The organism is Enterobacter asburiae (assembly GCF_007035645.1).
In the GTDB taxonomy this organism is placed as follows: domain Bacteria; phylum Pseudomonadota; class Gammaproteobacteria; order Enterobacterales; family Enterobacteriaceae; genus Enterobacter; species Enterobacter asburiae_B.
In genome coordinates, this window is the sequence record NZ_AP019633.1 from 65,129 (window position 1) to 85,718 (window position 20,590).

General features: G+C 50.1%; 13 protein-coding genes and 2 pseudogenes. 11 read left to right on the forward strand and 4 right to left on the reverse strand.

Annotation, left to right across the window (positions count from 1 at the left end; genetic code table 11):
• Nucleotides 1-69 precede the first annotated feature (69 nt).
• The 5 genes from traD (at nucleotide 70) to FOY96_RS22695 (ending at nucleotide 9,927) form a co-directional block, all read left to right on the forward strand.
• Nucleotides 70-2,637, forward strand: a complete 2,568-nt coding sequence (gene traD / locus FOY96_RS22675) for a type IV conjugative transfer system coupling protein TraD (protein ID WP_143347827.1) — start codon at nucleotides 70-72, stop codon at nucleotides 2,635-2,637.
• Entirely contained in the window at nucleotides 2,634-8,057 is a 5,424-nt protein-coding gene (gene traI, locus FOY96_RS22680; protein ID WP_143347828.1) for a conjugative transfer relaxase/helicase TraI, read from the forward strand. The genes traD and traI overlap by 4 nt, the downstream gene beginning before the upstream one ends.
• Before the next feature lie 28 nt (nucleotides 8,058-8,085).
• The gene (locus FOY96_RS22685) at nucleotides 8,086-8,871 is read left to right on the forward strand and encodes a DsbA family protein (protein WP_143347829.1); all 786 of its coding nucleotides are present in this window, start codon (nucleotides 8,086-8,088) and stop codon (nucleotides 8,869-8,871) included.
• Nucleotides 8,872-8,992: 121 nt separating this feature from the next.
• On the forward strand, nucleotides 8,993-9,520 hold the full coding sequence (locus FOY96_RS22690) for a hypothetical protein (RefSeq protein ID WP_223563580.1): 528 nt from the start codon (nucleotides 8,993-8,995) through the stop codon (nucleotides 9,518-9,520).
• Nucleotides 9,511-9,927 (forward strand): type II toxin-antitoxin system YafO family toxin, encoded by a 417-nt coding sequence (locus tag FOY96_RS22695; protein WP_143347830.1) that lies wholly within the window; start codon nucleotides 9,511-9,513, stop codon nucleotides 9,925-9,927. The genes FOY96_RS22690 and FOY96_RS22695 overlap by 10 nt, the downstream gene beginning before the upstream one ends.
• Nucleotides 9,928-10,139: 212 nt before the next feature.
• Here the strand turns inward: FOY96_RS22695 and FOY96_RS22700 are convergent, their stop codons facing one another.
• On the reverse strand, nucleotides 10,140-11,129 hold the full coding sequence (locus FOY96_RS22700; RefSeq protein ID WP_143347831.1) for a tyrosine-type recombinase/integrase: 990 nt from the start codon (nucleotides 11,127-11,129) through the stop codon (nucleotides 10,140-10,142).
• Between the two features lie 423 nt (nucleotides 11,130-11,552).
• On the opposite strand from FOY96_RS22700, the gene FOY96_RS22705 reads away from it, so the two are divergent.
• From FOY96_RS22705 to uilS, 6 genes are all read left to right on the forward strand, one after another.
• Entirely contained in the window at nucleotides 11,553-12,023 is a 471-nt protein-coding gene (locus tag FOY96_RS22705; protein ID WP_143347832.1) for a nuclear transport factor 2 family protein, read from the forward strand.
• Between the two features lie 837 nt (nucleotides 12,024-12,860).
• Nucleotides 12,861-13,907 (forward strand): Bug family tripartite tricarboxylate transporter substrate binding protein, encoded by a 1,047-nt coding sequence (locus FOY96_RS22710; RefSeq protein WP_143347833.1) that lies wholly within the window; start codon nucleotides 12,861-12,863, stop codon nucleotides 13,905-13,907.
• 31 nt (nucleotides 13,908-13,938) lie between these two features.
• Nucleotides 13,939-14,889 carry a delta(1)-pyrroline-2-carboxylate reductase family protein gene (locus FOY96_RS22715; protein ID WP_172620543.1) on the forward strand — a complete coding sequence of 317 codons (951 nt, stop codon included), beginning with the start codon at nucleotides 13,939-13,941 and terminating at the stop codon, nucleotides 14,887-14,889.
• A 210-nt stretch (nucleotides 14,890-15,099) separates the two neighbouring features.
• Nucleotides 15,100-15,543, forward strand: a complete 444-nt coding sequence (locus FOY96_RS22720) for a tripartite tricarboxylate transporter TctB family protein (protein ID WP_143347835.1) — start codon at nucleotides 15,100-15,102, stop codon at nucleotides 15,541-15,543.
• A 6-nt stretch (nucleotides 15,544-15,549) separates the two neighbouring features.
• Nucleotides 15,550-17,046, forward strand: coding sequence for a tripartite tricarboxylate transporter permease (locus tag FOY96_RS22725; RefSeq protein WP_143347836.1), 1,497 nt, complete (start codon nucleotides 15,550-15,552; stop codon nucleotides 17,044-17,046).
• Between the two features lie 198 nt (nucleotides 17,047-17,244).
• Entirely contained in the window at nucleotides 17,245-18,105 is an 861-nt protein-coding gene (gene uilS / locus FOY96_RS22730) for a UilS family quorum-quenching N-acyl-homoserine lactonase (RefSeq protein WP_143347837.1), read from the forward strand.
• 356 nt (nucleotides 18,106-18,461) lie between these two features.
• Here uilS and FOY96_RS22735 read toward each other — a convergent pair.
• From FOY96_RS22735 to FOY96_RS22740, 3 genes and pseudogenes are all read right to left on the reverse strand, one after another.
• A pseudogene (locus FOY96_RS22735) lies at nucleotides 18,462-18,731 on the reverse strand (Tn3 family transposase); the annotation flags it as partial.
• Between the two features lie 245 nt (nucleotides 18,732-18,976).
• Nucleotides 18,977-19,528, reverse strand: a pseudogene (locus FOY96_RS23305) (transposase family protein); the annotation flags it as partial.
• A gap of 394 nt (nucleotides 19,529-19,922) precedes the next feature.
• Entirely contained in the window at nucleotides 19,923-20,543 is a 621-nt protein-coding gene (locus FOY96_RS22740) for a helix-turn-helix domain-containing protein (protein WP_127728950.1), read from the reverse strand.
• Between the last annotated feature and the right edge of the window lie 47 nt (nucleotides 20,544-20,590).

Below are 20,590 nucleotides of genomic sequence, written 5' to 3' on the forward strand. Positions count from 1 at the left end.
TTTCAACGTTTCTCCCCTGATAACACACATCACCGAACAGGTGATGCAATAACGGCCGGACAACACTCTATGAGCTTCGCAGGAAAAAACCTCACTCAGGGCGGGCAGATGACCGCCTACCGCTGGCGCATGTTCATTCAGGTGAACAACTGGATAGGATTCTGGATCTTCATCCTGTTCGCCGTGCTAACTACCGCCATTTTTCTCTGGCGAATTCCACAGGAAGCCCTTGATAACGGCTCCCTGTGGTGGTTTGCCAGCATCAACAGCAGTTTTATCGATCTGATGCCGGCAACGGGGACGCCAAAAATTTACGACGTCCACTACTGGTATGCGCCAACCGCGACGATGATGGTGCTCAAAATGACCCTGCCGCAGATCTATACCGACCTGTATATGCAGGAGATGGGCAACCAGTGCCTGACTGAGCTGCAGTGGGCGGCCGGCGCCAGCGGGTTGTTCAGTATGGTGGTGTTTATCGCCGTGACATGGTTTATCGCCAATATCGGTCGAAAGGAAAGTGAAGACGAATACATTTCCGGGATGCAGCTGACTGACAAGCCTGCTGAAGTGAATAAGCTGCTGCGTAAAAACGGTGAGTTCTCTGACCTTCGCGTGGGTGATCTGCATATGGTCAGGATGGCGGAGGTACTCAATTTCCTGATGCATGGCACTATCGGGGTGGGGAAGTCGACGCTAATACGCTGGTTACTCGACTACATCCGCAAACGTGGTGACCGGGCCATCATCTACGACTCCGGCTGTACCTTCACCGAAACCCACTATAACCCGTCTACCGATATCATCCTTAACGCCCACGACGAGCGCTGTGCCAACTGGCAGATGTGGGGTGAGTGTGTCGACGCGGTCGATTACGACAACCTGGCCGCCAGTCTCATTCCGGTGGAAGGGGAGTCCGATCCGTTCTGGGTATCCAGCTCGCGAACTATTTATGCCGACCTTGCAATTCGTATGTCGACGGACCCGGAACGCAGCATTGAGAAGTTCCTCAAAACCCTGCTGTCACTCGACATGAAAAGTTTGCGTGAATATCTGGCCAACACGCCCTCAGCCAACCTGGTTGAGGAGAAGATCGAGAAAACGGCCATTTCCATTCGCTCTGTGGTAACCAACTACGCCAAAGCCCTTCGCTACCTGCAGGGGCTGGATGACGGAACGAAGCCGCCGTTCACCATCCGGGAGTGGATGACGCAGGAACGCTATGACAGCAGCTGGTTGTTTATTTCAACACAGGCTCGTCACCGCAAGAGTGTACGCCCGCTGATCTCGCTGTGGGTATCTCTGGCCACGCTGATGCTGCAGAGCATGGGGGAGAACAGCGACCGCCGCGTATGGTTCATTATCGATGAAGCCCCCAGCCTGCAGCGTATCCCCGAGCTGGCCGAGACGCTTGCCGAGGCGCGTAAGTTTGGTGGCTGTTTTGTGCTGGGGATGCAAAACATGGCCCAGCTGGTTCACGTCTACGGCCGCGAGCTGGCCAAAAGTATCTTCGACCTGATGAACACCCGTATGTACGGTCGATCACCTAGTGCGGAGATGGCCAAAGTGGTGGAAGAGGAGCTGGGCAACCAGCGTAAGCGCAAAATCCGCGAGCAGAACAGCTACGGTCTGGACCAGGTGCGTGACGGTGTGTCCCTCGGTAAGGACGAGGTCAATAACCCGATTGTCGACTACGAGCAGATCATGCGTCTGCCGAACCTCAACTTTTATGTGCGCCTCCCGGGGGAGTATCCGGTCGTCCGTCTTAAGCTGAAATATCGCGCGCCGAAGAAGCGGCAGGCAGGCCTTCTCGAGCGCAATATCCGAGATTCACTGAGTCCGGAGCTGGAGAGGGTTATTCAGGAGAACGAGCGCGCAGCTGCAGCTGCAGGTCTGACGTTCCCAACCGGTGATGAAGTGCTGGAGAAGGGGAGCGAGACATCCTCTGCAGATGACGGTCCTGCTCCGGTTTCGTCTGCAGGGGCATCCGGTTCGCCGGCAACATCGGCCGTCGAAAAAGTGGCGCGTACTCCGGCGGAAGAAAATAAACCTTCGCGCAGCGCTGCACCTGAACGGAAGCCAGTACCAGCCAGGGAGCCCGTCACATCGCGAACAGCGCCTGTGGTTACGCAAGTCGTAACTGAAAATCACAGCACGGTGACAGACACTGTCACCGAAGACAAAAAAGACAACGTCGTTTCACTTCGATCTTCTCCTCCTTCAGTAACTCGTCAAAAAGAGACTGCGCCCCTCAAACCGGAAATACCTGCAGCACTGCAAAAAATCCGCAGCAGAACCCAGCTGGATGCTCCCTCCGAGCCAGCTGCAGTCGGCGCACTGGGGATGCTGAAACGGCGGCTCAATACCGGAGCCACCTCAGGCGGAGGCGAAGATCAGGCCAGCGAGAATGCGGGCGAATCAATGAACCTGGATATGAAGGTGACGGCACTGCCTGACGGCGGCCTGAGTCTGACGACGGCAGGGAAGTCAGTGACACCGCAGACCCAGGATGAAGCCCACAGCACCCACCGTCAGCTGGCGCAGGAAGAAGAGAACATTTTACTTCACCGTCACGCGGACGACCCGGGTTACGACGAAAACGACCATCACTATTACGAGAGAGAGCATGACCTATGATGTCTGTCGCCCCAGTAGCGTCAGCCGGTGAGGCTGCAGGCTACTACAGCAATTCCGATAACTACTATTTTCTGGGGAGCCTGCAGAGTCTCTGGATGGGGGAAGGTGCAAAAGATCTGGGTCTTGAGGGCAATGTTCGTGGCGATGATCTGACGGCCGTGCTCGAGGGCCGCCTGCCGGACGGCTCACGGCTTGGCAAGGAGGTTAACGGACAGCACGTCCACCGCCCCGGCCATGACCTGACTTTTTCCGCCCCCAAAAGCGTGTCCATTCTGGCACTCATCGGCAACGATAAAGAAATGGTGGAAGCACATAACCATGCCGTCCGCGTGGCGGCCGGCTATGTGGAGAAGCTCATCTCGGCCCGCGACACGAAAGACGGCGTTACGTCCATCGTACACACCGGCAAGATGGTGGCGGCCGCCTATACGCATGATACCTCGCGCAATCTTGATCCGCAGCTGCACACCCATCTCCTGATTGCCAACATGACGGAGTATGCGGGCAAATGGAAAGCTCTGGCCACGGACTATATCCATAACGCCGGCTTTATCGAAACCGTCATGAAGCACCAGGTCACCCTCGGGAAAATCTATCGCAGCGCGCTGCGCGAGCGGGTTGAAGCGCTCGGCCATGAAGTGGAAGAAGTAGGCAAGCATGGGATGTGGGAGATCAAGGGCGTTCCGGAAGAAGTCAGGGACGAATATTCATCACGGGGCCGGGAAATTCAGGGGGCCGTGGGGGCTGAAGCCACGCTGCGCAGCCGGGATGTGGCCGCCAAAGACACCCGCAGGGCGAAAGTTGACCCTTCGCGGATGCGCCTGATGGAGCGCTGGCTGGGCCAGATGAAGGAGAAGGGATTTGACCTGAAGGCGTATCAGGAGAGCGTGGTGCCGCGTGATGCAGGTCTTCGTGAGACCGCGCCTCAGCCGGAGCGAGGTCACCAGGCTAAGCCGGCTCCAGCCGGGCCTGAACAGGCTTCTCTGCAGACGTCGTCCACGGCAGAAAAGAGCGTCGACACACCTGCTCAACCCGCAGAACAGGAGAGCCAGTCCCGTCAGCCAGTACCACAACAGACTGACACGCTGAGTCAGCCGGCACAGACCGGTCCCGAAAAGACACCGGCGACCAGGAGCTTACCTGCCGCGCAGCTGGACACTGAAATACCCCGCCCGGAACTGACTGAGGCTGTCCGGCTGGCCATCTCGCAGCTCAGCGACAGTAAAACGCGCTTCACCTTTGGCGAGCTGATGATGACCACCGCTGAGCTGAGTGAACGGCTGCCGGAGATTAAGGATATTCGTGTGGCCATTGATGCAGCGCTGAAGGACGGCATGATTGTGCCGCTGGACAGTGAGAAAGGGGTTTTCACCTCCCGTATTCACCTGCTGGATGAACTCTCGATCCAGGCGCTGAGTCAGGAGCATCTCAAATCCACAAAAGTCGTCAGTTTCACCCGCCCGGCGCAGTACGCGCCGGCGGCGCTTGAAGTTGTGGAGAAGGACGCCCTGGTGCTGATGAATGCCCCGTCAGGCGTGGCGGGCATCCGTGACCTGACCGCGCAGCTGGCCGGTATTGCCGGCGCGAATGGTCGTGATGTGCAGGTGCTGGCCAGCTCTGCCGAACGCGCCATTTCGCTGGCAAAATCCGACGATTTGCGTGAACGGATTATCAGCCGGCAGCATGTTCTGAGCGGTGATTTCCACCTTAAACCCCAGAGCACGCTGATTATAGAAGGGGCAGAGCGTCTGGGGCTAAAGGAGACGCTGGTTCTGCTGGGCGAAGCGCGCGCGCAGGACGCACAGCTGGTCTTTCTCGACAGTGCCGGACGGCAGGCGAACGGTAACGCCATGTCCGTGCTGGAGTCCGCGGGGGTTGCCCGCTCCCGCCGCACGGAGCCTGCGCCCGGGCTGGAGGCCGAAGTGGTCAGTATTCCGAACAAACGCGACCGTTACGAGGCGCTGGCCAACCGGTTTGCAGAGCTGAGCGGTGGAACTGATAACGTCACCGCCGTCGTGGTCGGCAAACGTGAACAGGCGCAGCTGACGGGCCTGGTACGTGAGGCGCTGCAGAACGCAGGGCAGCTGGGGCGTGACGGCGTGGAGATAGAGGCCCGGCAGCCGGTGTGGCTCGACAGCAAAACGCGCCGCATGCCAGGTTCGTACCGTCCCGGCATGGTGCTTGAAGATCGCACGGACGCAAAAGAGCGTAAGTCCTATGTGATTGACCGGGTGCATGAGGACACGCGAGTCCTCTCGCTAATCGACGGTGACGGCGTGCTGACCCGGATGAAAATCGGGGATATCAGCGCTGACTGGCGTCTCTTCAGCCGTGAAACCCTCAGCGTGGCCACCGGCGAAAAACTGCTGTCCGTGGCGGGCGACCGCGAGCACAGCCTGAAGGCCAAAGATCGTCTTGAGGTGACCGGGATAAGTGAAAAGGGGATTGAGGTTAAACGGGGGGAAGACACACTGACGCTGCCAAAAGACCAGCCGCTCTATCTGTCACATGCTTACGTGACCGCGCCGGGCGGACGGGATAACGACACCGGCGTGGTGCTGGCCGCGCTCAACAGCCGCGACATATCGACCCAGACCATGAACTCGCTGGCACAGAGTGGCCACCGGGCGGAAGTGTTCACCGCCGAAGTGCAGGACCGGGCTGAAGCCCGGCTGCAGCGCATGAAGACCAATGCCTCTCCCGTGCAGCTGGTCAGAAACCTGAGCGGTCACCAGGACGTCAGTCAGGCGGTTGATTCACTGCATCACAGCGTCCGGACGGACGCGGGTCTGGCCGTGTGGCGTGCCATTAACGACCAGCGCACCGTGGTGATCAGCGAGCTTAAGCTGGCGACGGAAGCGCAGAAATATCATCCCGACCTCGAAGCCATCGGGAATGAAATTGGCGCGATGATTAAAAATGGCGAGCTGTTGTCCGTATCCGCAGGGGGAGAGCCGGTACTGGTGTCCCGGTCCACCTGGGAGATGGAGAAAGCCATTCTGCGCGTGGTGGAGGAAGGGAAAGGTACGCAGCAGCCGTTGCTGGAACAGGTACCGGAGGCCGTGCTGAACGGACTCACCGATGGCCAGAAAAAGGCGACCACCCTGGTGCTGGGTACCACCGATCAGTTTATCGGGATTCAGGGCTATGCCGGCGTGGGGAAAACCACGCAGCTGAAGGCGGTGATATCTGCACTGGAGACCCTGCCGGCGGACGTTCGTCCGGTGATGACGGGGCTTGCTCCTACGCACCAGGCGGTGAAAGAAATGAGCGACGTCGGTGTACGGGCGCAGACCATCAAATCCTTTGTCGTTGAGCATGACCAGGCGACGGCCGCAGGCGGGAAACCTGACTATAAAGGACAGGTGTTTCTTATCGATGAATCATCAATGGCAGGCAACCAGGATACGGCGGCATTGTTCCAGGCCATTGCCAGCGGCGGCGGACGTGCAGTCTCGATGGGGGATATCGACCAGTTTGAAGCGGTCGACGTGGGCGCGCCGTTTAAGCTGATGCAGGAGCGAAGCCCGATGGATGTGGCCATCATGAAGGAAATCGTCCGTCAGAAAGACATGCAGCTGCGCGGCGCCGTTCACGACATCATCGATAACCGGATCGATGCGGCCCTGCAGCGCATTGAAACCCAGCCGGCTGACCGTGTGGCGCGTAGCGCTTCAGCCGCGCTCCCGGAAAGTGCGATTCAGGAAACGGAGACGCCTGTTAACGACATCGTGGCGGACTGGAAGGACCGGACGCCGGAGGCGCGGTCCCGTACGCTCATCATTGCGCAGCTGAACGCCGACCGTAAAGCGATAAATGCCGGCATTCATGCCGCGCTTGCAGCGCGGGGAGAACTGGGGGAGAAGGCCATTAAGGTGCCTGTGCTCGATAAAATCACCCATACGCGCCATGAGTTCAACAAAACAGAGGCCTGGGAAGCAGGGATGGTGGTTAAACGCGGTGACCGCTACCAGGATGTGGTGGCTGTTGACCGTAACGGCAGAACGGTGACGGTACGTGATGAGGAAGGGAAGATTGCTCTGATTTCACCGAAGGAGCTGATCACCGGTGACGTGCAGCTGTTTCGCCGCAGCGAGATGGAAGTCCGTTCCGGCGATCTGCTTAAGTTCACGGCGACCGATCGCGAACAGGGGCAGATGGCCAACCAGCGCTATACGGTGGAGTCGGTCAGCGAGGAGGGGAATATCCGTCTGAAAGGGGAGAACGGTCGCGTCACCATCAATCCGGAGAAGGTCCGGGCGCAGCAGCATATCGACTACGGCTGGGCCGTCACCGGCTACGGCGCACAGGGGGCCAGCAGTGATTATGTCATTGCGCTTGAGGGCACGAAAGACGGACGTAAGGCACTGGCTTCCCGTCGTGCCTTCTACATTTCAGCCTCACGCGTGAAAGAGCACGTCCAGATATACACCGACGGGAAAGCGGACTGGGTTAAGGCGGTAAAAACACCGGAGCGTGATATCAAAACTGCGCACGATGCGCTGGCACCGGAAACGCAGCGCAAACAGGCGAAAGCCATCTGGGCAATGGGGCAGCCGGTGAATAAAACGGCCATCGGTCGCGCCTGGGTGCGCCATCAGGGCATGCAGGATGCGTCACTGACGGCAAAAATCATCCCGGCCACCCGGCGCTTTCCTGAACCGGCGCTGGCGCTGCCGGTGTATGACAACAATGGCAGGAGTGCGGGCCTGGCCCTGGTTTCCCTGGTTTCCAGCCCGGAAGGACGGATGGCTCAGGGGGAGACACGAATGGTCATGACAGAGCGTGCCCGTGGCGCCGTGCTGCAGCGGAGTCAGTCCGGAAACACGATTGTGGCCAGCGACCTGACGGCTGCACTCGATGCAGTACGAAATCATCCAAAGGACGGCGTGGTCTGGCAGACCGGTGATGAACCGCCTTCAGCATGGCTGCTTAAGGTAAGCGGTGGGACAAAACAGGATGTGTCGCCGGGTATTGTCTCCACGCTGACGGACGAACAGAACGTACAGCAGCTGCGCGAGCAAATGCTGGCAGACCAGGTTCGCAATGAAGAAGCCGGACGAAGCAGGCAGCCGGAGTCGTTGCTGGCGGAAGTTCCACAGGAAGAGGTGATCAGACTGAAACCGGAAGACATTAACCCGCGTAAACCGGAACCACTCAACCCGGATGCGGATGTGATCGCCAGGGTCAGAGGTGAGGAAAACACCGATGGACAGGAAATAAAAGCCGCTGCAGGCGTCAGAAGCGAGCTGGAAGGTGCTGACAAGACCGCTGGTGAACAGTCGCGGGCATCGCGTGTGATTGCAGATCTGGCAAACGCTGAACGAGACATGCTCAGGGCGGCAGAAAATACTGAACGCGGCCGCATGCCGGAGCGTGAAGAACAGACCCTCACTCGAACCATTCAGAAAGAACGTTAATCCCCCTTTTAATCATGAGAATCAGGCTATGAAAGCAAACAAATTAGCAGCATTAATAGTTACAACATACATTGGCTTTATTTCAATGGCACACGCTTCGGCCCCTCAGCCCTTATTCAGCCCGGAGCAGGAGGCACGTATCGGCGAAATCGCTGCTGACTACCTGGTGTCGCACCCGGAGATACTGGTGACGGTCAGTCGTAAGCTGCAGGAACAGCAGGAGACACGTAAGCAGAAGATGTTTGCACTCAGCGTGATGGAGAATCAGGCGAACCTTCTGCATGATCCGGACACCCCGGCTTACGGGCCTGATAATGCAAAGGTCGCTGTGATTGAATTCTTTGATTACCAGTGCGTGTTCTGCAGCCGCTTCGCGCCGGAGCTGGAGAAGGTCATGAAAGCGCAGCCGGACGTCCGCTACCTCTTTAAGGAGTGGCCAATATTTGGTGGACGCTGGGAAGCTTCACTTCAGGCTGCGCAGCAGGGGCTGACGGTCTGGCAAAAGAAAGGGCCGCAGGCCTATGTCACCTATCACAATGCCATCTACGCCACCGGCCATAATGAAGGCAAACTGACGGCGGAGGATATTCACGGAGCAGCGTCAAAGGCGGGACTGACCACCCCAGCTCCTGGCGACCATACCGCATCCCTTGAGAAAAACAGTAACCTGGCTGAGGCGCTGGGACTCACCGGAACGCCGGGGATCATCGTCATGCCCGTTAGCGGAGCGACTCCTGACACCATCACGGTTTTCCCGGAAGCTGTAACCGCTGTAAGACTCCAGGCTGCAATCCAGAAAGCCACGGCCAGATAGAGGATTTCAATTTCCTGTTTGCTGTGCCAGCAACATATGCAACCAACTTTTTTTCGCATATAGTTAAGTTCAGTAGTAAAATGCAGCGCCTCGTCGAGAGATGATGATTATGGAGCCCGTCGTGAAATTTAAAATCCAGCACTTGCAGGCCGCAGTGGCACTGGTTCTTGCCAGTTTCCAGCCGCAACCCAAAGCGGTTGCGTGTCAGCCTACGATTGTTGAACGGGTTTACGAAATGGGCTCCAGAGTCAACAAAACCGATATCAGCGAGCTCACTGTTGCTCTCAATGACGTAGCTGAAGAATTACGCTCAAGTCGCATCGAGCTGGCCCGGTATGCAGACAGCGATTTCTCCGGCGCTATCAAAGTCGCCAGCGACATCAGAAATCATACTATCCATGTCGCAGGTATCGCAGAGTCCTTTGTTCTGATGCTGCCGGAAAAAAACATCGTTCAGTCGTATGACAGGAATTCTGTTGAGTTTGCATTCTTTAAGGCCATTAAAATGGTCAGTCTTGCGACCAAAAACTACCTTAGTCTGATTGATCAAATCACACGAACGACAGAAGTGCGTGACTCTGGAATCAACCTCTCGGCCATGAATCACCTGCTGGATTCAGGCAACAGAGCTGCGGCTAAATGGCGTTAACGGCTGAGTATAGTCATCTCACGTGGGATACTTTTTTCCAGCCCACGTTTGCCGTTTACCCTGAGCTGGAGAGCCAGTTACAAGCAGAGTTCATTACGTATAAATCAACTGGCGCACCATCAAATCTTCTTGGAAGGGACGCCCCTTTTGATTTCCCGCCATTCGCTGTCAATGCTAACGTCCTGCATATTCACGTTAATCTGCATTTCCAGCTCACTTGGAGTGCCAGACAAGAGAACTACAACCGTACCTCAGATCACTATCTCATTTACACAGAACACATGTGGGATAGCGGCCGCTTTCTGCTGATGGGGCTGATAACACCGGCTCATGAACGTATGCCGGCGAGAGATACCCGGTTACTCAGCTACTTTTCTGAAGTTGCAGAAGATTTTCACGCTTCATAACCTTCAAAATCACATATGGTACCCGGCGAAAGAACGAAAAGGACCGGCCATCCCGCATATCCAAACCACCCCGGTTCAGAAGGGGAAGCAGGATAGCCAGCAGACCTACTTTAACGGAAGTTCCACTGTGACACCATTTCAGAAAATTGCGCAGTATGCGAGCATCCACGCTAACTATCTTGTTAACTTGGTATCTTAATATGTTGTTAAGTTCATATCAGATCCAGACGGTCGCGCGCCGTACGCAGGCGCGCCTCTCCACGGCGATCGTACTGCTGGGTGGTGGTGACGCTGGCATGCCCCATCGCATCCTTAACCGTGATTAAATCCTCGCCGTTATCCAGCATGGCCGTAGCAAAGGTTCGACGCAGGTCGTGCGGCGCACATTTCCCTATCCCGGCCTGACGCTGGCGCACCTGCAGGACATGGTATACCGCCTGGTCGGTCAGTCGGTCGCTCGTCAGGGTGTCAAACCGGCGAATGCGGGTGAACAGCGGCCCGTCTTTTTCCCCCCGAACCTCATCGATCCACATTCTGAGCCGCTGCCAGGTGCCGGCCGGCATGTAGGCGAGGCGCTCCTTGTTGCCCTTGCCCAGTACCCGGAGTGCCCGCTCATCTGTGACAATGTCACTTAAATCAAGCCCTACGGCCTCCGAGCGTCGCAGGCCGCAGCCAAGAATAACACCCAGCATCGCAGCATCACGCACCCCGATGCTGGAGTCATCGGCCTCGCAGACACCGAACAGCGACAGGATCTCCTCCGGCGGTAGGGCCCGGCCGCGCGGGAGACGGCTGCCGCGCAGATTACGCACCGCCCGGATGTGCTGGAAGCTTTCGACGTCCATCAGCTTCAGCATCCAGGCTTCCTTCGCCACGCCCTTGAGCGCCGATAGGTAGGTGTTAACGGTGGCCGTGGCCCGGCCGGTGTCGCGCAGCAGCTCGGTCACGGCCATCACGTGATGGCGCCGCAGGCAGCCCCAGCTGCAAGCATCCATGGTGGCGGCGCCGAGCATGCCGGCGACAATCCTGAGGAAAGAGGCCATGGTCTGCCGGCTGCGGGGGGAGTTCAGGGAAAGCAGGTAGGCCCGGGCGGGACTGACCGGAGCATCACCGCCTGACAGCGCAGGCAGGAAATCCTCATCTGAGGGAATACCCACCGGCGACGGGATCAGCTCTGGTTCATCGTCAGGCATCAGTGTCATCCAGTGCTCCGTCCGGGCCGGAAAGCGTCCGGCGCGCTGCGTGAAAAATCGGGGAAAAGTATACGCCAAAGCGTACCGCAGAGAGTCTACTTTTTCAAAGGTACATTTTAATAAGTAAATAATCGGCAAAAGATAACGTACTTTTTACTCATCTAACCAACGAGAGGTAAAAGGTGTAACAACAAAGCGAACATTACAAAATAGCTATAAACGCGCCACGTGATGTGACTTTCCAGAATAACTACATATCGATTGAGCAGTTTAGATTGAATCTAGCATCTTTATTCATAAAAAGAACACCCCTGTATAAACTTATGAAAAAACATCAACTCGATATGGGAAGTATTATAGACATAACTGTGAAATCTGAACTACTATGATCAGTGACATCATATTTTTAACAATCCTGAAAAGGTAAACATCATGAAGATGATAGATAAAACAATAAGTCAGTTTATTGATTATTATAGCGCAATAAATATGCGCCCTCCTCATATACTCAATGAGATATATCACCCTGACGTAATTTTAATTGATCCTTTCGGGTGCTATTATGGTTTGAATAAATTAAAAAAAGCTCTGTCACCGTTGGTGTTAAACCTTAATGTACATTATCTGCTAACAGATGAACCACTGAGAAATGATCGTTCTTTCGCCATAACATGGACATTATACTGGTCACATCCTATTTTAACGTTCAATACAATTGCAGAACTAAATGGCTGCACATACGCATGCATATATAAAGGCAAAATAATCTCACAAGAAAACTATTATGACCTTGGTGAATTTCTTTATGAGAAAATACCACTTTTAAAGTGTGCTATCAAAAAAATCAAGATAAATCAAATGAATGAAGATCCTGATGCTGCGTCCGATAGCGATCATGGTTAGTTAAATGCTCTGAAGTCAGAGCGTATAAACAACCATATATTTGAACCAATGTTAATTTTGCTTTCTTTAACTTCGCATAAGGATATATCTCCACATGATAATTAACACGTAATTCATAGACAGAAAATCAATAAATTTCTCAGGGTAATAAGAAATTTTATAAAGACTAAGATATATGTAATCTCTGTTTATAATAAAACTATCTAATTAGTTTTATGATCTATAGAAAAAAGCCACGTACGTGATTATGAGCATTAGCTGAAACACAAGTAAATGCGTATTTATATAATCATGTAAAAACACCTACATAGCAACTAAAGAAAAGGGGAAATTGTACATACTAAACCTGTAGTTGATGAAAGATCGATATATAAGTGATCCAACTGCACAATCACAAGCGCCTCTATGGTTGAATTGGAAGCCTTAAACTATAGGGCAGGATCGTCTACCAGGGCGTGGTCAGTCCATAAATGATTCTGAGGCGTCTAACCTGTGGCGATTCATCAAGTCTATAACCCCTCGGTGGGCACCAGTACTGAAGGGCCTTACGAATCAAATAACAACACTAAATACTAGTTTTAAGTTACAAAAAAACAATTGAAGTTTTTTTTAGGGGTTTACGCGAGTGAGAAATATAATTATGATATTAAACATTGAGTTGCTAATATAGTGTAATTTTAAACAATTGCCGTTATAACTTAAAAGCATTCTGTTTATCATTAAAATATTGGTGCCACGTTAATGGGGTAAACACATTTACGTGCCAATAAATAGGAAGAACTCAACCTAGTTACTGCTTACATTCTAATCTTATCAAGTTGGCGGTTTTAAATATGAATGGATATTTCAATTAAAACCTGGGAAGTATTAAACACAAACCTTTATGGTAATTTACTAATGATAAACTACAGATTATGTAAATTATTTTTGATGCTTATATTTTTTATTAATAAAATTTTTTTCGCATCGGCTTTTGCTGAAACTGAAATTTACCCATCAAAAATGATAAGGCTGATAGTTCCTTTTCCTCCAGGTGGTGGTGCTGATATTTCTGGTCGTATAATGGCACAGCATTTATCTCGTGAGTTGAAGGTTAAAGTTATTGTTGAAAATAAACCTGGTGCAGGTGGGAATATAGGGGCGTTTTATGTATCAAAAGCTCGTTCAGATGGTTACACACTTTTGGTAAGCACATTAGGCCCCAGTGTTACTAACAAAATAATTTATCCAAAAGCAGGATTTGATCCTGAGCTCGACCTTATCCCTGTTGCTCTTTATTCCAGAACACCGATGGCTTTAGTTGTAAATAAGTCCTCTCCATTTAACAGTGTACAGGACTTAGTGAACACTTCCAAAAATAGTGATGCAGGACTTGTTTATGGTAGTGGAGGTCGGGGCTCTACTTCACATTTGGGTATTGAGTTGTTAAAAGAGATGACTGGTATGAAACTTACCCATATCCCGTATAAGGGAAGCGCACCCGCATTGATCGATCTCATAGGCGGTCGTTTAGATTTTACGCTAGATAGTCTTCCTTCTGTAACTCCACATATTCACTCAGGCAATATAAAAATTCTTGCAGTTACCGAAAAATGGCGCCTCAAGGATCTACCAGATGTGCCAGTTCTTTCTGAGATTCCTGATTTATATAACTATGAAGCGTCAGGATGGGTTGGTTTATTTGCTCCAAAAAACACTCCCCCTGAAGTAATATCGGTTATCGCGCGTGCTTTGACTCAGCCAGTCGATAAGATATGGATCAAGGGTAGATTAGAAAATATAGGAGCTATTTATGTTGGTGCTGACACACAGGAATTTAAAGTTTTTTTAAATAATGAAGTTAAAAAGTGGACGCCGCTTGCTGAAAAAAACAGCTCAAAATAATTTCATGTAACTCGAATGGATGGTTTGTAATATGAGTTTAAAAGTGTTTTTACCCTGGAAAAAACCTGGAAAAATAGAAAAAATTACTCGGAATGCTAAAGAGACTGCACATCTTCTCGGGCATTTAGCACTATTTAATTCGCTTGAAAAGGTTTGCCGTGAATATGGCGAAGGGAAAATATCTTGCCCTCCACGCACCTATATATCCTTGCCTGAACACGGACATCTTTATTCGATGGTTGCTAGTGCCCATGATATAACTGTACACAAACTAATCCTCGTTAATCCCAACAACCGCAAGCGAGATTTACCGCTAGTACATAGTGAGGTAAGGGTTTACGATTCAAAAAGTGGCGAATCAATATTATTACTGGATGGGCCTACAGTAACAGAAAGGCGTACAGCGGTATTAAGTGCAGTTGGTATGCGGCATCTCTGTTCTGCTCCGCCTTCTGAGGGAATGTTAATCGGTACGGGAAAACTGGCAATAAGTCACTTACAGGCATTTAATATATTGTTTCCTAATATGAGTTTTTGGATTAAAGCAACAAGTGAGGCTAAAGCTAAAGAGTTTTGCCGTAAACATTCTTCGATTGGTGTGGAATTACGCCCATGCACTAGTAACGTTGTCCCTGAGTCTGTAGATGTAGTTATAACTATGACTAGCAGTACTAATCCTGTTTATTCTGAACCAGCAATCGCTGGACGATTGCTTATTGGTGTAGGAACATGTAATCCAAATGCTTCTGAGATTTTTGCTGATACAGTACGTTCCAGTCAGGTGGTTATAGATGAAAAAACAGGCGGCATAAATGAGGCGGGTGATTTGCTTCAAGCGAAAATTGATTGGTCGGAGGTTCATTCGCTTTCCGATATTTTGACATCTCAACCTGATTTTTCACGCCCCATTTTTTTTAAGACTGTCGGTTGTGCCGCCTGGGATTTAGCAGCAGCTAGAGTTGCTATTGATACAGCTAGATAATTTTTAGCCATAAAATTATGGATAACCCTGATGTATGTATTTTTAATTATTTATAGAATTCTATAAAAGGCGATTGCCAAACAGTCCCTTAACTAAATAAAAAAGATGAGGTCGCCAGAAATGCAAGTCAATACTATAACACAAAATCTTAACCAATTCTTTTAGATATGTTATGAAATATAACTTTAACAATAGAGATGGACAGAAAATTTGAAAAGTAAAAAAAGAGAGTGGACTTCATCAGTGGTTATATTTTCAATCGCTATCATTACTCTGTATGGCGGACTTAGCTACCCGAGAGGAACATTAGAAAATATGGGGCCGGGTTTTTTTCCTTTAATTATAGGTGGGAGCATGGTTGTCATAAGTATAATCATGGTTGCAGTGCCTATAAGTCAAGATAAGATCGAAAAAGTCTCCACGCAAGAATTACGAGCTTTCTTCTTCCTTGTTGGGGGTTTTTTAGCTTTCGTGATCTTGGGCATTTATTGTGGTCTAGTACCTGCAACTTTCTCGATAGTGTTTATATCAGCACTAGGGGATAAAAATAATTCTCCGTTATCTGCGTTGATACTGTCCTTGGCAAGTGTTATTGCAATGTTACTCTTTGCATTTGTTCTTCAAATTCAGCTTCCATTTTTCCGCGAGATGTAAGTTTTTATGAATAATATTATTAGCCTTTTTGACGGCTTTCTTGTAGCATTAGAGCCAATTAATTTACTATACTCCTTTATAGGGGTTTTTCTTGGAAACGTCGTAGGGGTCTTGCCTGGGATTGGTCCGCTTGCTGCTATTTCTATTCTATTGCCGATTACTTATAATCTAGATCCTACTGCTGCTCTGATGATGTTAGCTGGTCTATATTATGGGGCTCAATATGGCGGGGCAATAACATCTATTTTATTGAATATTCCTGGTGTTACATCGCATGCAGTTACTTGTTTTGATGGATATCCTATGGCCAAAAAAGGCCTTGCTGCACAAGCATTGTTGATTTCAATGTTTGCATCTTTTATCGGCGCATCTGTAGGTATTATTCTCATAATATTATTCACTCCTTTTTTAACAGGTATTGCATTCAAATTTGGGGCGGTAGAATATACTTCTATTTTAATGCTTGGTCTCTTGCTGGCATCGACTGTTTCTGTGAGCTCACCATTAAAAGGTATTGCGATGATGCTTTTAGGTTTGGTTGCTGGACTCATCGGTACAGATATTAATTCAGGAATTGTTAGGTTTTCGTTTGGGTTTGCAGAACTCAATGATGGGATTGCAGTTGTTGCGATCGCTATGGGACTTTTTGGAATTTCCGATGTCCTGCGTAATGCTAACCGCGATAATAATCGGGAAACCGTCGACTCCAATATATCTATAAAGTCAATGCGACTAAATCGAAATGGGAGAAAAAAGTCAATAATGCCGATTCTCAGAGGCTCAGTAATAGGTTCATTATTTGGTATATTGCCTGGAACTGGCTCAACTATAGCATCATTTATGTCCTATGCAATTGAAAAAAAAATATCATTATCGCCAAGGCGTTTTGGCCATGGAGCAATTGAAGGTGTTGCAGGTCCAGAAGCAGCGAACAGTGCTGCTGCACAAACTGCGTTTATTCCGACTATGAGTATCGGTGTTCCAGGAGATGCTGTAATGGCGCTTATGCTTGGTGCGCTAATGATCCAAAATATTCAGCCAGGTCCTCAATTAATAAACGAGTATCCGTTAATTTTTTGGGGGCTTATAGCCAGTTTCTGGGTTGGGAATTTATTACTTTTAATTCTTAATGTACCTCTGATTGGATGCTGGACTAAGATGCTATCTATTCCTTATAGACTAATATTTCCTATTGTACTCTTCTTAATATGTATCGGTGTATATAGCACGAATGCAAATATTTTTGATGTTTTGATTGCGCTGGCTATTGGCGTTTTTAGTTATTCTTTATCTCGCCTAGGATTTCAACCTGCTCCTTTACTTCTGGGCTTTGTTCTTGGCCCAATATTCGAAGAGAATTTACGGCGAGCTATGCTGCTATCACGAGGAGATGTCGCTGTATTTTTAACTAATCCTATTAGTGTGATGTGTTTATTTATTGTTGTGATTGTATTGATTTATAATGTTCGGAGGAAATTAATCCTCAGCTATGACGTTAAATAACTAGTTAAGCTAGTTAGTTTATTTACATCTAAATGGAAAAGACGTTCTGGATCAAAGGAAGAACCAGTTTAATCGGTTGTATTTAGAACGTTGGTCGGAGGTGCTATATTCAGGACCAATATCTGCAGATTCCTAAACAGAGTTCTAGAGCTTAATTTTTCTTCTAATGACTGACCTGATAAAAGGACATATATATTAATGGAAATTTCAACAGAAAAAATTTCTAACGGCATCGTTCTGACGCTTCGTTCTCCCTCCGACAGTACAAAAAGCCCGGTGCTCATTTTGTGCCATGGCTTCTGTGGTATCAGAGAATTTTTACTACCTGATTTTGCTGAAGCATTTACCCGCGCCGGATTCTCCACCATCACGTTTGATTATCGTGGTTTTGGGGACAGTGACGGCGAACGCGGACGCCTGGTCCCTGCTATGCAAATTGACGATATTATCTCCGTTGTTAACTGGGCAAGAGAACAGCCATCCCTTGATGCCCAGCGTATTGGCCTGTGGGGAACATCATTTGGAGGATGCCACGTATTTGGTGCGGCGGTCAGAAGCCAGGGGGTCAAATGTATTGTCAGTCAGTTGGCTTTTGCAGACGGTGAAGGAATAGTCACCGGGAATATGAATAAGGAAGAGAAAGAAGCTTTTGTTTCAACCCTGGACAAGATGGCTGAAAAGCAGAAGAGCACCGGTAAAGAAATGTTCGTGGGGGTCAATCGGGTACTGAGCGATACAGAATCAAAATCATTTTTTGAAGAAAATAGAACGCAACATCCAAAGATGGACATTAAAATACCATTCCTTACGGTGCGCGAAACTCTTCTGTATAAACCCGCATTTAATGCCTCACTGGTGACGTGCCCAACCCTGATCGTTATTGCTGGTCAGGATACGGTTAATCCACCGGAGCAGGGACGAGCCTTATTTGACGCTGTGGGGGCCAAAGAAAAAAGGCTATACGAGGTAAGCAGTGCACGTCATTACGATTTTTATGCAGGAGAGCATCTTAAGCAGGTTATCAGCATTCAGACAGAATGGTTTAAAACGCACTTGTAATTTTAGATGTCCACTAACGGCGGGTTCAACAGAGCCCACCGTTATGACAAACGTCAAATGCCGCATCCGCATTTTGTAGCTTCAGCTTTCTCTGAGTCTTATTTCACGATGTTTTTGCCACCGGCCCTCTTTTTTGACATGTACACATGCCAGTAATCACATCCGGCGGTCAGTATAAGGCTGCGCCACTGCGATTTGATGGTGATGGGCGGCTGCGAGACGCCGTCTGACCAGGCGCCCAAGAGAAATGAATGTGAAGATGCCATTTGATTCGACTTCCGTTGGAAAGGATAGCACAGAAAACGCCGATATACAGCCCGCACTTGCGGGCGGCGTACCGCATGTTATCTAGAGCCAAGTGCCAGAGCGCACGGTTGTTCTTCCAGACCGTCGGTATAATGCTTTCCTATCTCACTTTCTGTCCGTGGCAGATCGCTCTGGCAACCGCATAGCTGCTTTCTCCGATGTTAAGTTAAGTCAGTATAAGCCTGCGGAACGCTTCATCATCAATCAAATGTTTTGTTAATTCCGCCCACTTCAATTATTGCCTGAATCAGTCTGGAGGGGCTTTCACTTTTCAGTAATGAACATACCTGCACCGAGGACAGGGCTTTTCTCTGCTTCAGGAAACTAAAGCTGGTAGGTTCAACGTTCAATTCTCGCTGAAGATGAGTGGGAACACTCATCTGCCGGAAACCGTATGCTGTAGTTCTGTGAGTCGGGTTCTGAGGAGTACACGTCCGCATAAACGGCGTGCCAGCAAGCCTCAACTCCCATCACCACAAAATACTTTTTGCGCTGCAGTACCGCTTTGAAGCAAAAAATCGCCCTATTCACGTATTTTTTCAATATCTTAGATAACATATCCCACGGAGTAAACTTTATCCGCCAGTACAGCATGACCACGTCGCTTCTCTGGTGCTGAACACCAATGCAGTCCTGCTTGCTTTCTACGGACTGGCTTTCGTTGCTTTGTCCGATGCTGAGCACGATATTTAACGGCAGTTCGTTTCCGTCTATCGTCAGATTGGTTTTGTGCCAAAACCACCGCGAGTGCGACCCCGCACACTATCTCTGGAGATATCAGTATGTTCTTTTTAGCCCTGGCAGCTCATCTGATGAGTGCACGGATATTGCTGCTATCCAGCGCTGTCGCTGACCAGTCAACGAAACCATGAGCTTCAGGAGATAAAAGCAACTTATTGAAAGTAATGTTCATCACCGCTGACTTTGAACGCGGGCTGTAAACGGCCTTACCTGGACCATATCGCTCAGGAAATCGGGTCATGGTGCGACCGAACACAGAATACAGAACATATAATGAATATACGGTTTTCTGCCCAAGAGAGTGCTGCCCCGGTGTTGCTGGTTCAGCAGTCTGGATGAGAGCCCCTGCTTCACAGGAAAGAACGTAACGAGCAATAGTTCAATATGTTGTGAAAAAAGGCTGTGACAATTAAGAGGCTCAGCCTGGATTATCCGTGGCAATTCACTCAGCCACTTCCTGTGATTCTCGATGCAACTGCCGTACAGCCAGAGCCGCTCGCAGAAGATACGTAAAACGATGTGCCCGGATTACCGCACCCATCAGTAACGCTTATGGTGCTCTGCCGCACTCATGGACAGCCTTGTATCCTGGGTTCGGTGTCTGGTCCGCACTCCACGTTCAGCGGCGATGTTCTGTGCATGAGCCTAAAGAGCGCAAAGAACTGACCGCACCGGGTGAAGTAAATCACAGCCAGCCTTTTATCTTCCTTGATGCAACGCATGACTCTGGCGGGTCGGTAAGGATGGAAACCTCAACCACAGACTCATCTTTAATAATTTTTTGGGAGATGTCGAAGCTCAATCAGTTTTCCTCTTTCCATGGTAATGTACTGCCCAGCCTGCAGACTCCTGATAACCTTGTACAGAGTGCTGCGGGAGACGGTTGAACGCTCGCTGATATACCGGTGAAACGATTCCTGCTTCAGGAGGCCCCCGTCACCGTTGCTCAGGGCAAGAAGATGGTGGCGAACGATGTGGTAATTGCTGCCGAACGCACTGATGGCGAGATTATCCCGCACATGCCGCGCATTGTCTGCAAGAATGCTGAAGACATCATGCCACATCCCCGACAGCTCAATTTCCGCAGCAAGGTCAGAAGACAGCACCTGAATAAGACGAGCTGAATCCTGAACGGCCACGGTTGTATCTGGTTCACGACCGCAGAGCAGCTCAAGACCGAGCACCGCGGGTGCCGTGAAGTCGGCAATAATGTAGCCATTACTTTTAAGGCGAAGGGAGGCCCGCCCCTCCTCGAGAAAGAAGACAGTGGGACGTGCGCGCAGTGTCATGGCTATATCTTCCCGCCCGGAGACCATAACACTCCTTTTTTCCCGGAGGGAGCGAATGATGTTTTCAAGTTTCTGCTGCGGAGTGAATTCAGTATTCATCATAAAAAAGTTTATTTATTAGTTTAGGGAGTGGAGTACCTGGGCTCTCA

Bases quoted from the DNA above. Each gene is read 5' to 3' on its own strand.
- traD (WP_143347827.1), top strand. From the start codon at position 70: ATGAGCTTCGCAGGAAAAAACCTCACTCAGGGCGGGCAGATGACCGCC.
- traI (WP_143347828.1), top strand. From the start codon at position 2,634: ATGATGTCTGTCGCCCCAGTAGCGTCAGCCGGTGAGGCTGCAGGCTAC.
- FOY96_RS22685 (WP_143347829.1), top strand. From the start codon at position 8,086: ATGAAAGCAAACAAATTAGCAGCATTAATAGTTACAACATACATTGGC.
- FOY96_RS22695 (WP_143347830.1), top strand. From the start codon at position 9,511: ATGGCGTTAACGGCTGAGTATAGTCATCTCACGTGGGATACTTTTTTC.
- FOY96_RS22700 (WP_143347831.1), bottom strand. From the start codon at position 11,129: ATGACACTGATGCCTGACGATGAACCAGAGCTGATCCCGTCGCCGGTG.
- FOY96_RS22705 (WP_143347832.1), top strand. From the start codon at position 11,553: ATGAAGATGATAGATAAAACAATAAGTCAGTTTATTGATTATTATAGC.
- FOY96_RS22710 (WP_143347833.1), top strand. From the start codon at position 12,861: ATGGATATTTCAATTAAAACCTGGGAAGTATTAAACACAAACCTTTAT.
- FOY96_RS22715 (WP_172620543.1), top strand. From the start codon at position 13,939: ATGAGTTTAAAAGTGTTTTTACCCTGGAAAAAACCTGGAAAAATAGAA.
- FOY96_RS22725 (WP_143347836.1), top strand. From the start codon at position 15,550: ATGAATAATATTATTAGCCTTTTTGACGGCTTTCTTGTAGCATTAGAG.
- uilS (WP_143347837.1), top strand. From the start codon at position 17,245: ATGGAAATTTCAACAGAAAAAATTTCTAACGGCATCGTTCTGACGCTT.
- FOY96_RS22740 (WP_127728950.1), bottom strand. From the start codon at position 20,543: ATGATGAATACTGAATTCACTCCGCAGCAGAAACTTGAAAACATCATT.